At 61.9% G+C, this 14,538-nt stretch carries 12 protein-coding genes; 9 read left to right on the forward strand and 3 right to left on the reverse strand.

Going from position 1 to position 14,538, the window contains the following annotated elements; all coding sequences use genetic code 11:
* The first annotated feature begins 21 nt into the window (after positions 1-21).
* Entirely contained in the window at positions 22-963 is a 942-nt protein-coding gene (locus OO258_RS11770; protein ID WP_266030547.1) for a GlxA family transcriptional regulator, read from the forward strand.
* Between the two features lie 111 nt (positions 964-1,074).
* Here the strand turns inward: OO258_RS11770 and OO258_RS11775 are convergent, their stop codons facing one another.
* Positions 1,075-1,476, reverse strand: coding sequence for a lysozyme inhibitor LprI family protein (locus OO258_RS11775; RefSeq protein ID WP_266030549.1), 402 nt, complete (start codon positions 1,474-1,476; stop codon positions 1,075-1,077).
* A 281-nt stretch (positions 1,477-1,757) separates the two neighbouring features.
* Between OO258_RS11775 and OO258_RS11780 the strand changes: the two genes are divergently transcribed.
* The 7 genes from OO258_RS11780 (at position 1,758) to OO258_RS11810 (ending at position 11,045) form a co-directional block, all read left to right on the forward strand.
* Positions 1,758-2,735 (forward strand): dipeptidase, encoded by a 978-nt coding sequence (locus OO258_RS11780; RefSeq protein WP_016497618.1) that lies wholly within the window; start codon positions 1,758-1,760, stop codon positions 2,733-2,735.
* A 76-nt stretch (positions 2,736-2,811) separates the two neighbouring features.
* Positions 2,812-3,342: a DUF5943 domain-containing protein gene (locus OO258_RS11785; protein WP_012316656.1), complete on the forward strand. Its 531-nt coding sequence runs from the start codon at positions 2,812-2,814 to the stop codon at positions 3,340-3,342.
* 15 nt (positions 3,343-3,357) lie between these two features.
* Complete coding sequence (gene dgcA / locus OO258_RS11790; protein ID WP_266030558.1) at positions 3,358-5,418, forward strand: dimethylglycine demethylation protein DgcA; 2,061 nt, start codon at positions 3,358-3,360, stop codon at positions 5,416-5,418.
* A 176-nt stretch (positions 5,419-5,594) separates the two neighbouring features.
* Complete coding sequence (gene dgcB, locus OO258_RS11795) at positions 5,595-7,547, forward strand: dimethylglycine demethylation protein DgcB (RefSeq protein ID WP_266030560.1); 1,953 nt, start codon at positions 5,595-5,597, stop codon at positions 7,545-7,547.
* On the forward strand, positions 7,547-8,779 hold the full coding sequence (locus OO258_RS11800) for an electron transfer flavoprotein subunit alpha/FixB family protein (RefSeq protein ID WP_266030562.1): 1,233 nt from the start codon (positions 7,547-7,549) through the stop codon (positions 8,777-8,779). Before dgcB ends, OO258_RS11800 begins: the two co-directional genes overlap by 1 nt.
* 10 nt (positions 8,780-8,789) lie before the next feature.
* On the forward strand, positions 8,790-9,560 hold the full coding sequence (locus tag OO258_RS11805) for an electron transfer flavoprotein subunit beta (RefSeq protein WP_085664131.1): 771 nt from the start codon (positions 8,790-8,792) through the stop codon (positions 9,558-9,560).
* An 828-nt stretch (positions 9,561-10,388) separates the two neighbouring features.
* Positions 10,389-11,045 (forward strand): RHS repeat-associated core domain-containing protein, encoded by a 657-nt coding sequence (locus OO258_RS11810; protein ID WP_266030566.1) that lies wholly within the window; start codon positions 10,389-10,391, stop codon positions 11,043-11,045.
* A gap of 79 nt (positions 11,046-11,124) precedes the next feature.
* Here OO258_RS11810 and gbcA read toward each other — a convergent pair whose 3' ends face one another.
* Positions 11,125-12,417: a glycine-betaine demethylase subunit GbcA gene (gene gbcA, locus OO258_RS11815; protein ID WP_266030567.1), complete on the reverse strand. Its 1,293-nt coding sequence runs from the start codon at positions 12,415-12,417 to the stop codon at positions 11,125-11,127.
* Between the two features lie 295 nt (positions 12,418-12,712).
* On the opposite strand from gbcA, the gene gbcB reads away from it, so the two are divergent.
* Complete coding sequence (gene gbcB, locus OO258_RS11820) at positions 12,713-13,813, forward strand: glycine-betaine demethylase subunit GbcB (protein ID WP_266030569.1); 1,101 nt, start codon at positions 12,713-12,715, stop codon at positions 13,811-13,813.
* Between the two features lie 238 nt (positions 13,814-14,051).
* On the opposite strand, the gene OO258_RS11825 is transcribed toward gbcB, so the two are convergent.
* Positions 14,052-14,507: an REP-associated tyrosine transposase gene (locus OO258_RS11825; RefSeq protein WP_266030571.1), complete on the reverse strand. Its 456-nt coding sequence runs from the start codon at positions 14,505-14,507 to the stop codon at positions 14,052-14,054.
* Positions 14,508-14,538: the final 31 nt, after the last annotated feature.

Raw genomic sequence — 14,538 nt, forward strand, 5'->3', positions numbered from 1 at the left:
ACCTGTGACGTGGAGCAAGCAATGCCGCAACTGATTCATTTCCTGCTGCTGCCGGGGTTCTCGGCCATGGGCTTCATCAGCGCCCTGGAGCCGTTGCGCGTGGCCAACCGGTTCAAGGGGCCTTCGTACCGTTGGCGGGTGCTGAGCCTGGATGGCGGTGCGGTGGAGGCCAGCAATGGCATGTCGGTGAATGCCGATGGCGCGCTGGGGGAGGGTGAGCCGGGAGGGATACTGTTGATCGTCGCCGGCTTCGAGCCGCTGGCATGTTACGGCCCGGCGCTGCAGCAGGCGCTGCGCCGCCTCGATCACGAAGGGGTGATCCTTGGCGGCATCGACACGGGCCCTGTGGTGCTCGCCGAGGCGGGCCTGCTCGACGGCCATCGCGCGACCTTGCACTGGGAAGCGCTGGACGCATTCAAGGAGCGCTATCCGCGCCTGCAGGCGACCCAGGAGCTGTTCGAGATCGACCGACGGCGCATCACCTGCGCCGGTGGCACGGCGTCGATCGACCTGATGCTCGACCTGATTGCCCAAGCGCATGGCAGTGAGCTGGCGGTGCAGGTGTCGGAGCAGTTCGTGCTCGGGCGTATCCGCCCGCGACAGGACCACCAGCGCATGCAGATCGCCAGCCGTTACGGCATCAGCAACAAGAAGCTGGTGAAGGTGATTGGGGAGATGGAGCGCAATACCGAGCAGCCGCTCAATACCCAGGTGCTGGCCGATGCGGTGCAGGTGACGCGTAGGCAGCTGGAGCGGTTGTTCCGGTTGCATCTGGACGATACGCCCAGTGGTTTCTACCTGCGATTGCGGCTGGACAAGGCGCGGCAGTTGCTGCGCCAGACCGACATGAGCGTGCTGGAGGTGGGCGTGGCGTGTGGGTTTGAGTCGGCTTCGTATTTTACCCGGTGTTATCGGGCCCGATACCAGCGTTGCCCGCGGGAGGATAGATTGGCCAGGGCATGATCAGGTACCTCCTGATCATGTTTTAGCCTGTAAACCATGTCCCCGGTTTGTACACCTGTCCGGCGCGGTCCCTGTGGGAGCGGGCGTGCCCGCGAAGAGGCCAGTACAGGCTTACTGCTGACCAATGGACTGCAAATACTCCGACCGGTCATCACTGCGCTGCGCCACGCAGGTATCCCACGCCGCCTGGAAGGCCCTGCTTCCCGGCTTCTCGGCATAGGTCTCGACCTTGCAGTCGGCGTCACGCAGCTGCGTCCACAGCTTCTCGGCTGCATCCATACGCCCCACCAGGGCGGTAGCCTGGTCGCCCTCGTCGGCATACTGGTCGCGAATACGCTGGATCAAGTCATCGTAAGCCGCTTTCAGCTCGCGTTCGGCAGTCTGCTTGTTGAACGCAGCGCAGGCGTAGGTCTGTTGGTCGGTCTCGACGTTGTCGCACGGGGTGCTCTCTTCCTCGCCGGCCTGCGCGCCTGATACGACGGCCAGCAGTACCAGCCATGCCAATGATTTCATCCTTTTCTCCTTAACAGGCTGACAATCGCAGGATTCTCGCTCAGCCGAGGGCAAGGCGGTAGCTCTCTGACGAAATGTTCATAAAGCGGCCAGAAACGTCGGTAACGAGACTGTCTCTCATCCCCAGGCAGCGTGCCAGAGGCCGTGTTGTCGCGCGTTGACGCTTTCGGCAAACCCCCTGTCGTTTTTGCATCGGGGCGCCTTTGGGCACAGGCATATGCTGGCCCCAAAGCGCCGGCACAAGGTTTGGCGCCAACCATTCGATAAAAGGGGACAGCCTGATGAGCCCAGCCGAACTTCACGCCGACAGCATCGTCATCGACGGCCTGATCATTGCCAAATGGAACCGCGAGCTGTTCGAGGACATGCGCAAAGGCGGGCTGACTGCGGCCAACTGCACGGTGTCGGTCTGGGAAGGCTTCAAGGCAACTGTCGACCAGATCGCCGCCAGCCAGAAGCTGATCCGCGACAACAGCGACCTGGTCATGCCGGTGCGTACCACTGCCGACATCCGCAAAGCCAAGGAACTGGGCAAGACCGGCATCCTGTTCGGCTTTCAGAACGCCCATGCGTTCGAAGACCAGATCGCTTACGTGGATGTGTTCAAGCAGCTGGGCGTAGGCATTGTGCAGATGTGCTACAACACCCAGAACCTGGTGGGCACCGGCTGCTACGAGCGTGACGGCGGGCTGTCGGGCTTTGGCCGCGAAATTGTCGCGGAAATGAACCGCGTCGGCATTATGTGCGACCTGTCCCACGTCGGCTCCAAGACCTCCGAAGAAGTCATCCTCGAATCGAAAAAGCCGGTGTGCTACTCGCACTGCCTGCCATCTGGCCTGAAAGAGCACCCGCGCAACAAGTCGGATGAAGAGCTGAAGTTCATTGCCGACCACGGCGGCTTCGTTGGCGTGACCATGTTCGCGCCGTTCCTGGCCAAGGGCATCGACTCGACCATCGACGATTACGCCGAAGCCATCGAGTACACCATGAACATCGTCGGTGAAGACGCCATTGGGATCGGTACCGACTTCACCCAGGGCCACGGCCAGGACTTCTTCGAGTACCTGACCCACGACAAGGGCTACGCCCGCCGTCTGACCAACTTCGGCAAGATCATCAACCCGCTGGGCATCCGCACCGTGGGCGAATTCCCCAACCTCACCGAAACCTTGCTCAAGCGCGGCCATTCCGAGCGCGTGGTGCGCAAGATCATGGGCGAGAACTGGGTCAACGTCCTCAAGGACGTGTGGGGCGAATAAGCCGCTCTCCAAGCCTGAAAGCCCCTGCCAGCAACGCCGGGGCACCTAAATAAAATTTTTATGGAGTTGAGTTTCCATGGCCAAGATCGCCCCGCAATTGCCAATCGAAGTCGACAGCGAGACCGGTGTCTGGACCAGCGACGCCTTGCCGATGCTGTATGTGCCGCGCCATTTCTTCGTCAACAACCACATGGGCATCGAGGAAGTGCTGGGCGCCGATGCCTACGCCGAGATTCTCTACAAGGCCGGCTACAAGTCCGCCTGGCACTGGTGTGAAAAAGAAGCGGAGTGCCATGGCCTGGAGGGCGTGGCGGTGTTCGAGCACTACATGAAGCGCCTGAGCCAGCGTGGCTGGGGCCTGTTCGAAATCCAGGACATCGACCTGGACAAAGGTACTTGCAGCGTCAAGCTCAAGCACTCGGCGTTCGTGTACGTGTATGGCAAGTGCGGCCGCAAGGTCGACTACATGTTCACCGGCTGGTTCGCCGGCGCCATGGACCAGATTCTCGCTGCCCGCGGCAGCTCGATCCGCACCGTGGCCGAACAGGTCTACGGCGGTTCGGAAGAAGGCCACGAAGATGGCCTGTTCGTTACAAAGCCGTTGTAAGCCGGAGATAGCGTCATGGCATTCGAAGCAATGTTCCAGCCGATTCAGATCGGCAAGCTGACCATCCGCAACCGTGTGCTCAGCACCGCGCACGCCGAGGTCTACGCCACTGACGGCGGCATGACGACCGACCGCTACGTGAAGTACTACGAAGAAAAGGCCAAGGGTGGCATCGGCCTGGCGATCTGCGGCGGCTCGTCGGTGGTAGCCATCGACAGCCCGCAGGAGTGGTGGGCATCGGTCAACCTGTCGACCGACCGCATCATCCCGCACTTCCAGAATCTGGCCGACGCCATGCACAAGCATGGCGCCAAGATCATGATCCAGATTACCCACATGGGCCGTCGCTCGCGCTGGGACGGCTTCAACTGGCCGACCCTGATGTCGCCGTCGGGTATCCGTGAACCCGTGCACCGCGCCACCTGCAAAACCATCGAGGTGGAAGAGATCTGGCGGGTGATCGGCAACTACGCGCAGGCTGCGCGGCGTGCCAAAGAGGGCGGCCTGGACGGCGTGGAGCTGTCGGCAGTGCACCAGCACATGATCGACCAGTTCTGGAGCCCACGGGTCAACAAGCGTACCGACGAGTGGGGCGGCACCTTCGAGGGCCGCATGAAGTTCGGCCTGGAAGTGTTGAAAGCCGTGCGCGCCGAAGTCGGTGACGACTTCTGCGTGGGCATGCGTATCTGTGGCGACGAGTTCCACCCAGATGGCCTCAGCCACGAGGACATGAAGCAGATCGCCGCGTATTACGACGGTACCGGCATGCTCGACTTCATTGGCGTGGTGGGCTCGGGGTGTGACACCCACAACACCCTGGCCAACGTCATTCCGAACATGAGCTACCCGCCGGAGCCGTTCCTGCACCTGGCAGCCGGCATCAAGGAGGTGGTCAAGGTCCCGGTACTGCATGCGCAGAACATCAAGGACCCGAACCAGGCTACGCGCATCCTTGAAGGCGGCTACGTGGACATGGTCGGCATGACCCGTGCGCACATGGCCGACCCGCACCTGATCGCCAAGATCAAGATGGGCCAGATCGACCAGATCAAGCAGTGCGTCGGTGCCAACTACTGCATCGACCGCCAGTACCAGGGCCTGGATGTGCTGTGCATCCAGAACGCCGCGACCTCCCGTGAATACTTGGGTGTGCCGCACATCATCGAGAAGACTACCGGCGTCAAGCGCAAGGTGGTGGTGGTTGGCGCAGGCCCGGCCGGCATGGAAGCGGCCCGCGTGGCCGCCGAACGTGGCCACGACGTCACCCTGTTCGAGAAGAAAGACCAGATCGGCGGGCAGATCACCATTGCCGCCAAGGCGCCGCAGCGTGATCAGATTGCCGGTATCACCCGCTGGTACCAGCTGGAGCTGGCGCGTTTGAAGGTTGACCTGCGCCTGGGTACCGCTGCCGACGTAGCGACCATTCAGGACCTGCGCCCGGATGTGATCGTGCTGGCGGTGGGTGGGCATTCCTTCCTCGAGCAGAACGAGCATTGGGGCGCTGCGGAAGGCCTGGTGGTCAGCAGCTGGGACGTGCTCGACGGCAAGGTTGCGCCTGGCAAGAACGTGCTGGTGTACGACACCATCTGCGAATTCACCGGCATGTCGGTGGCGGACTTCATCGCCGACAAGGGCAGCCAGGTCGAGATCGTCACCGACGATATCAAGCCGGGCGTGGCCATGGGCGGCACCACCTTCCCGACCTACTACCGCAGCATGTACCCGAAAGAAGTGATCATGACCGGCGACATGATGCTGGAAAAGGTCTACCGCGAAGGCGACAAGTTGGTGGCGGTGCTGGAGAACGAGTACACCGGCGCCAAGGAAGAACGCGTGGTCGATCAGGTAGTGGTGGAGAACGGCGTGCGGCCTGACGAAGAGCTGTACTACGCGCTCAAGGAAGGTTCGCGCAACAAGGGCCAGATCGACGTGGAGGCGCTGTTCGCCATCAAGCCACAGCCGATCCTCAGCCAGCCGGGCGAAGGCTACCTGCTGTACCGCATCGGCGACTGTGTTGCCCAGCGCAACGTGCATGCGGCGATCTACGACGCCTTGCGCCTGTGCAAGGACTTCTGATCGATCCAAATTTTCGCCACAGGGCATGGTCCCTGTGGGAGCGGGTTCACCCGCGAATGCGTCAGCACAAGCAACAGAGTTGTCTGATCGGACGCATTCGCGGGTAAACCCGCTCCCACAGGGGCCAATCCCAGCTTCAGAGTGGCGCAAGAATCCAGCTGTTGTGGGAGCCTCCCATGTTGAACACCCTTCTACCCATCTTGCTGTTCGCTGCCCTTGGCCTGGCAGTGCTCGGCGCCCTGCGCCGGGTGCGCATGTGGCGGCGTGGCCGGGCCTCCAAGGTCGACCTGATCGGCGGCCTGCTGGCCATGCCGCGTCGTTACCTGGTGGACCTGCACCACGTGGTCGAGCGCGACAAGTACATGTCCAAGACCCACGTGGCCACTGCCGGCGGCTTCGTGCTGTCGGCGGCGCTGGCGATCCTGGTGCATGGCTTTGGCCTGCAGAGCAAGATTCTCGGTTATGCGCTGCTGGTGGCCACTGTGATCATGTTCACTGGGGCCATCTTCGTCTTCAAACGTCGCCTCAACCCGCCCGCGCGCCTGTCCAAGGGCCCGTGGATGCGCCTGCCGAAAAGCTTGCTGGTGTTCGCCACGAGCTTCTTCATCGCCACCCTGCCGGTTGCCGGCATCCTGCCGGCCAACGCCGGTGGTTGGGTGATGGTGGCCGTGCTTGGCCTGGGCGTGCTGTGGGGCGTGTCGGAACTGTTCTTCGGCATGACCTGGGGCGGGCCGATGAAGCATGCCTTCGCCGGTGCCTTGCACCTGGCCTGGCACCGCCGTGCCGAGCGCTTCGGCGGCGGCCGCTCCACTGGTCTCAAGCCGCTGGACCTGGAAGATCCGAATGCGCCGCTGGGCGTGGAAAAGCCGGTGGACTTCACCTGGAACCAGCTGCTCGGCTTCGACGCCTGCGTACAGTGCGGTAAATGTGAAGCCATGTGCCCGGCGTTTGCTGCCGGCCAGCCACTGAACCCGAAAAAACTCATCCAGGACATGGTCATCGGCCTGGCCGGCGGCACTGATGCCCAGTTCGCCGGCAGCCCTTACCCCGGCAAGCCAATCGGCGAGCACGGCGGCAATCCGCACCAGCCGATCGTCAATGGCCTGGTCGATGCCGAAACGCTGTGGTCGTGCACCACCTGCCGTGCCTGCGTAGAGGAATGCCCGATGATGATCGAGCATGTCGATGCCATCGTCGATATGCGCCGCCACCTCACCCTGGAAAAGGGTGCCACCCCGAACAAGGGCGCCGAGGTGCTGGACAACCTCATCGCTACCGACAACCCTGGCGGCTTCGCCCCTGGCGGGCGCATGAACTGGGCCGCCGACCTCAACCTGCAACTGCTGTCGGAGGTGAAAACCACCGAGGTGCTGTTCTGGGTGGGTGATGGTGCATTCGACATGCGTAACCAGCGCACCCTGCGCTCGTTCGTCAAGGTGCTGAAGGCCTCGGGCGTGGACTTTGCCGTGCTCGGCCTGGAAGAACGCGACAGCGGCGACGTGGCGCGCCGCCTGGGTGATGAAGCGACATTCCAGCAACTGGCCAAGCGCAACATCCAGACCCTGGCCAAGTACAAGTTCCAGCGCATCGTCACCTGCGACCCGCACAGCTTCCATGTGCTGAAGAACGAGTACGGCGCCCTGGGCGGCGACTACCAGGTGCAGCACCACAGCACCTACATCGCCGAGCTTATCGCGGCCAGGAAACTGAACCTGGGCCAGCACAAGGGCGGTAGCGTCACCTATCACGACCCGTGCTATCTGGGCCGTTACAACGGCGAGTATGAAGCACCGCGTGCAGTGCTCAAGGCGCTGGGTATCGAAGTGCGCGAGATGCAGCGTTCGGGCTTCCGTTCCCGTTGCTGCGGCGGTGGCGGCGGCGCGCCGATCACCGACATCCCAGGCAAGCAGCGTATCCCCGACATGCGCATGGACGACATCCGCGAAACCGAAGCCGAGCTGGTGGCCGTGGGTTGCCCACAGTGCACCGCCATGCTCGAAGGCGTGGTCGAACCACGCCCGCAGATCAAGGACCTGGCCGAGCTGGTGGCCGATGTGCTGATCGAAGAGGACACGCCCGCCGTCCCAAAGCCGCAAACGGCTAAACGTGAACCTGCGGAGGTGCACTGATGAGCGATATTATCCGCCGCGACCCACGCGCCGAGTGGATCGCCCGTAATCGCCTGCATCCGCTACATGCGGCCCTGCAGACGCAACAGACCCGCTGGATGGGGCCCAACGGCCTCGTCCGCAAGAATCCTCATGCGATCGCCGCAGGCTTCATCGGCCCGGCCGGCATCAAGCGCATCGACCGCAGCGGTGCCCAGCAGGGTACCGGTGTCGGCGGGCGGCGCACGGCGGCGGCCGAGGTCAAGCTGCCGCTGCACCAGGTGCCGGCCCCGGCGTTCTACATTGCCGTGGTACCAGATATGGTCGGTGGCCGCCTGAGCAGCCACGACCGCGACCTGCTCGGCCTGGCCCATAGCCTGGCTGGCAGCGACGGTGCAGTGCTGGCGGTGGTATTTGGCGAGCACAAGGAAAGTAACTTTTCCACAGCCGGCGTCGACCGCCTGCTGGTCATCGAAGGCGAGGCGTTCGACGGTTACGCACCCGAGCAGTTGGTGCAAGGCCTGCGGGCTGTGGATAACCAGTTCACGCCGCGCCACTGGCTGCTGCCCGACAGCCGCAGCGGTGGCGGCGAACTGGGCCGGCGCCTGGGCGCAGCGCTGGGCGAACGCCCGGCGACGCGGGTCTGGCAGGTCAAGGACGGCCAGTGCATTGGCCGTGCCGGTGCTGGCCAGCAGGACCTGCAGCGCGCTGTGCCGCGCTTGATCCTGGCAGCGGCGGAGTGTGCCGAACCGGTCAGCGAGACCCGCCACGAAGCGCTGCCGGTGGAGTTGTCCACAAGCGTGGCGCGCAGCCTGACACGTATCGAGGACCTGGGCTCGGTGGCCGTCGACCCAGCCACCATTGCCATGGCCGAGGCCGAATTCATCGTCTCGGGCGGCAACGGGGTCAAGGACTGGGACCTGTACCACCAGGCCACCGCAGCCCTGGGCGCTACCGAAGGTGCCTCGCGGGTGGCAGTGGACGACGGCTTCATGCCCCGCAACCGCCAAGTGGGGGCTACCGGCACCTGGGTTACCGCGCGTGTCTACGTGGCTGTGGGTATCTCGGGGGCGATCCAGCACCTGCAGGGTATCGGTGCCTGCGACAAGGTGGTGGCGATCAACATGGACCCGGGCTGCGACATGATCAAACGGGCTGACCTGTCGGTGATTGGCGACAGCTCGGCGATTCTCAAGGCGCTGATCGAGGCTGTGGACAACTACCGCAGCGGCGGCCAGCGCGACGCGGCATAAGGGCACGAGCATGAGTACGAAAGTGATCAGCCTGGTTTCCATCGGTGCCCACCCAAGCTCCGGTCGCGCCCGCCGCGCCGAGCAAGATGCCCGCGCCGTGGAACTGGGTTTGCAGCTGGCTGGGGATAACTTGCAGGTGGTGCATGCCGGTGACCCGCGCGAAGAGGCGCTGCGCGCCTACCTGGGTATGGGCCTGGACCACCTGGACGTGCTGGAGCAACCGGCCGGTGCGGATGTGCTGGGCGTGCTGGGCGATTATTTGCGCGACGCCGGGGCCCAGCTGGTGCTGACCGGCAGCCAGGCCGAGACTGGCGAGGGGTCGGGCATGTTGCCCTTCTTGCTGGCCGAAAAGCTGGGCTGGCCACTGATTGTGGGGTTGGCCGAAGTTGAGTCGATCGACAACGGCACTGCCCAGGTACTGCAGGCTTTGCCACGTGGCCAGCGACGTCGCTTGAAGGTGCGCCTGCCGTTGCTGGCGACTGTGGATAACGCGGCGCCCAAGCCGCGCCAGAGTGCCTTCGGGCCAGCGCGCCGGGGGGTACTGGCGGCGCGTAACGTGGCTATTGTCGAAGATGAACTGTTGGCCGAATCCGAGCTGCAACCGGCCCGTCCACGGCCCAAGCGCTTGAAGGTGATCAAGGCCAAGAGCGGCGCCGACCGCATGAAGGCGGCGACAGCCAAGGCCAGCGGCGGTGGGGGTAAGGTGTTGAAGGACGTGTCACCACAGGAAGGGGCCGAGGCGATCCTCAAGCTGTTGGTTGAAGAGGGCGTGCTGCGCTGAGTCTCACGCTGCCCTGCTGTGGGAGCGGACCAGGCCGTTCCCACAGCGAAGTACCAGGTAATCCAACGCTTGGCCCTCAGCGCGAATGACCCCGATCCCAATCCTTTCATCAAACCACTTCACAGTCCCTGCCTGACGGCTGTGCATAAGTAACCTCATGAGCGATGCCGAAATAGTGGCATTTACCCCATCACACCGCCGGGCGCGGCGAAACTGGTAGAAATGCCAGGGATGCGTGGTGTTACCCCCGAAATCTGTTCGTCAAGGTGTGGATAAAGTGTTTGCGCTTCGCTGCAGGCCTTGTGTTTCGGTGACTGGGAAGATTTGGTCAAAAATTGATCAGGTTATTGAAGGGAAGCCGAGCTGGTTTTGGGCCTTATCGCTTGAACTTGCCCACAATCACTGTGCGCTGCTCTGTGGATAACATGTTAGGGGTACGCCAGATCGCATAGGCTGGGCGGGCTGCAGTGGATCGATCAAAAAGTAACCGTATAGCAATGTTTCTCTCAATCGCCCTGCTAGCAAAGACATTGGGTTACTTATCAACAGGTCCTGCAGCCGCTGGCAAATAGTGCCCACATTCTCTGTTGGTGTCTTTGTGGGTAAGTTGTTTGAACTCTGCTGCAGGCCCTGAGAACCCTAGCCTCTGGCGAAATGTTCAAAAAATGAACAGCCTGGTGGAGGGGATGCCGTACACGGCATGGGCGACATCGCATCTTAGGTGACATGGAGCCTGTTGATAACTGACACAATTGCCAGTTTCTGAATGCCTCATGGACGATTAGGCTGGAGTTCGTCGCGTGCTAGCCACATCCTGGTATCAGCTATATGCCTTCCAAATTCATCACTTCCAGTCGCTACTCTGCATATGGCTATCGATCGCCCGCTCTGGGTTCTGCCCTTGCTTACAACGCTGAGCGGCTAGACCTGTTAACAGGGTGTTATCACCTAGGTAATGGCTACCGAGCCTACAACCCTGCATTGATGCGCTTCCAATCAGCAGACCGGTTGAGCCCGTTCGGAGAGGGTGGGATCAATGCTTACGCATATTGTCTGGGCGACCCGATCAACCATCGCGATCCCACGGGTCAGAAGGCCGAAGATTATCTGCTGCCAGCGCTGAGTGTCCTCACCAACCTGGTTGGGGTTTTCATCAGCTCTCTGCGCTTCAGATCATTCATAAAGCAAAGCCGGGTGGTTCAACCGAGGGGTGTGGAAGCCATTGCGCCTGACATTCCATTGCCAACTCGCAAAGATTGGCTGCTCTCCGGCGTCAGTGCCGCGTCAGGCGTTGCAGGGTTGACCGTGGGTGTGGCAAGGACGGTTGAGCCGGAAAATGGTTGGCAAACCTGGGCTTTGGTGGCACTGACTATTGTGTCGCTGGGCACCACAGCGTATGAAGCATGGGGGCTCGCTCAGGCCAAACCCTGGCGACCAAGTACTCCGCAACACCTGCTGCCGAGTATCCGGAGGGCTTCGCTTTAATCCCGGCTATCAGGGGAATTGCCCCATGCTCTGAAAACGCGGATAACGACATCAGCCGCTATCCGCTAGCACCAGAAAGTTACTGCGCCTGCACTTCCTTCAGATATGGCGCCGGCTCTGCTCCCAGGTTGTTCAGCATCCGACCGCTGTACCAGTCAATGAAGTTCACCACACCAAACTCGTAAGTCTTCGAATACGGGCCGGGCTGGTACGCGGTGGAGTTGATCCCACGCTGGTTCTCTTCCGCCAGGCGGCGGTCCTGGTCGTTGGTGGCGTCCCACACCTTGCGCATGCGTTCCGGGTCGTAATCGACGCCTTCCACGGCATCCTTGTGCACCAGCCACTTGGTGGTGACCATGGTTTCCTGGGCACTGATCGGCCACACGGTGAACACGATCATGTGGTCGCCCATGCAGTGGTTCCAGGAGTGCGGCAGGTGCAGGATGCGCATCGAGCCCAGGTCCGGGTTCTTGATGCGGCCCATCAGTTTCTGGCAGGCCTGCTTGCCGTCCATGGTCATCGACACGGTGCCCTTGAGCAGCGGCATGCGCACGATGCGGTTACGCAGGCCGTGGCTCTTGTGCAGGTACGGGATCTTTTCGGCTTCCCAGGCGGCGGCGGAGGCGGCCACGTGGTCCTTGAATTCCTGGCTGGCACGCGGGTCGTTGGTGTCGTCCCATTCCAGCAGGGTTTGCAGCAGTTCCGGGTGCGAACCGGAGCAGTGGTAGCACTCGCGGTTGTTTTCCAGCACCAGTTTCCAGTTGGCCTTTTCCATCAAGGTGGTCTGCACCGCCACCTTGGTGTTCTCCATGTCGTACGGTTCCATGTAGTGCTCGAGCGTGGCCAGGAACTCGTCGATGGCGGGCGGGTTTTCCGCCAGGCTGATGAAGATGTAGCCGCCGGCCACCTTCACGTTCACTGGCTTCAGGCCATATTCCTTCATGTCGAAGTCGGCGCCCATCTCTGTGCCGGCGAACAGCAGGCGACCGTCCAGTTCGTAGGTCCACTGGTGGTAGTGGCAGACCAGCTTGGCCACCTTGCCTTTGTCGCTGACGCACAGGCGTGAACCGCGGTGACGGCAGACGTTGTGGAAGGCGTGCACCTTACCTTCGGCACCCCGGATAACGATGATCGGGTTCTTGCCGATCTGCAGGGTGATGTAGTTGCCTTTCGCCGGGATCTCGCAGGTCATGCCGGCGATCAGCCATTCCTTGTGGAAGATCTCCTGCATGTCGATCTGGAACAGACGCTCGTCGGTGTAGAAAGGCTGGGGCAGCGAGTAGGTTCGCTCGCGGGTCTGCAGCATCTCGGCGGTGGCCTTGCGTGCAGGTTCCAGTGGATCGCCCAGGCTCAGGGTTGCGGTGACGTCCATCGTGTATTCCTCGGGGCCGTGTGCGGCCGGCAAAAGGTGGCTAATCGTTGTGGTGGTGCCGCAAGGCTGCTTGTCAGAAAACAGCATGTTGTTTTGCCGTGGAGTGTGCGTCCGAAGACGCCGCGAACCGTATCCATGGACGACATGGCCGATTTGAATAACGACGCGCCAGCCCTTGTATCGCGGGGCTGGTCGCGATAAGCACGCCGATGTCGCTGGCAGGAATGTACGTCGCTCTCAGCTTGCGCATTATCCAAGCCATATAAAGCCCGATAGTCGGCTGCTGGAGATGAACATGTCCGATACCTTCCTCAATCCGGTCACTACCCAGACCTGGGCCAACGGCCGCCACATCGTGCGCTGCGTCAAGGTCATCCAGGAGACCTGGGACGTGCGCACCTTCTGCTTCATGGCCGACCAGCCAATCTTGTTCTTCTTCAAGCCAGGGCAGTTCGTCACCCTGGAGCTGGAGATCGAAGGCAAGCCGGTGATGCGTTCATACACCATTTCCAGCTCGCCATCGGTGCCGTACAGCTTCTCGATCACCGTCAAGCGTGTGCCGGGTGGCTTGGTGTCGAACTTCCTGCACGACACCATGCACGAAGGCGCCGAGCTGCCGGTGCACGGGCCGGTGGGGCTGTTCAACGCCATCGACTTTCCTGCTGGCAAGGTGCTGTACCTGTCGGGCGGCGTCGGTATTACCCCGGTAATGTCGATGGCGCGGTGGTTCTACGACACCAATGCCAACGTCGACATGGTGTTCGTCCACAGCGCCCGTTCGCCGAAAGACATCATCTACCACCGCGAGCTGGAACAGATGGCGTCGCGCATCCCCAACTTCAGCCTGCACATCATTTGCGAGAAGCACGGGCTGGGTGAGCCGTGGGCGGGTTACCGCGGTTACCTGAACCAGCGGCTGATGGAGTTGATTGCGCCTGACTACATGGAGCGCGTTGTGTTCTGCTGTGGCCCGACGCCGTACATGACGGCGGTCAAGCGCATGCTTGAAGCGGTCGGCTTCGACATGAAGAATTATCACGAGGAGTCGTTCGGTGCTACGCCGCCAGAGGCCAAGGCCGATGCGGTGGAGCACGCCGAGCAGGCCGCCGATGCGCCTGAGCTGGATGTTTCCGACCTCAACCTGGTGGAGTTCATCGGCAGCGAGAAGAGCATCCGCATCGCCCCGGGCGAGACCGTGCATGCCGCGGCGGCCAAGGTTGGCCTGATGATCCCGAAAGCCTGTGGTATGGGCATTTGCGGGACGTGCAAAGTGCTCAAGCTGGGCGGCGAAGTAGAGATGGAACACAACGGCGGCATCACCGAAGATGATGAAGCCGAGGGCTACATCCTGTCGTGCTGCAGTGTGCCGAAAGGGGATGTGCGGATCGATTACTGATCCAGTAATGCTGGGGCTGCCTTGCAGCCCATTCGCGGGACTAGCCCGCTCCCACAGGGATCGCGCTAGATTCTCGAAATTAAGCAAGACAGTTGCACCCACAGGTTCAGCGCAGTCTTCCGGCCAGCGCTGGGGCTGCCCTCAGCTGGTTTGTGGCACAAGCCGGCTCTCACAGGTTGTGACAGGTCTGAAGGCTCCGGTAAACCTGTGGGAGCGGGCTTGACCCGCGAAAGGGCCATCAGATCCAGACAGCATCCCAATGTGGGTAGTCGCCCGCACGGTCAGTCAGCCCGGCTCTTATGGGATTGGCAACGATGTACCTCGCCACTTGCAGCACACTCTCTTCCCGGCGCAAGGCCCGGTCCTGATAGCCCGGCTGCCATATTTTCTGGCGTGACATACCCCGCCGATAAAGCGCATGACTGCTTCGGGATTTGAACCTGCGCATCAAGCAGCACAACGTGCCACTTCGTAATTCGACGAGCCAATCAACATGGTCAGGCATAACCACCCAGGCCAATGATCGGCAAAGCCCATCGAGCTCCGCCTGTCTCAATTGCAGGATCACGCCACGGGCGTAGTTGAATTGGGTGAAGATCTGCTGGCGTTCATGAGTGACCGTGGTCAGCAGATAAAGCCCGCCGGGCTGAGAAAAACGGCCGCGGCGCAGCAGATGGGATTGAGCACGGTCCATGTGATGTCCCTGGAGTGAGATCTGGGATAAC

Source organism: Pseudomonas sp. DCB_BI (genome assembly GCF_026240995.1).
GTDB lineage: Bacteria > Pseudomonadota > Gammaproteobacteria > Pseudomonadales > Pseudomonadaceae > Aquipseudomonas.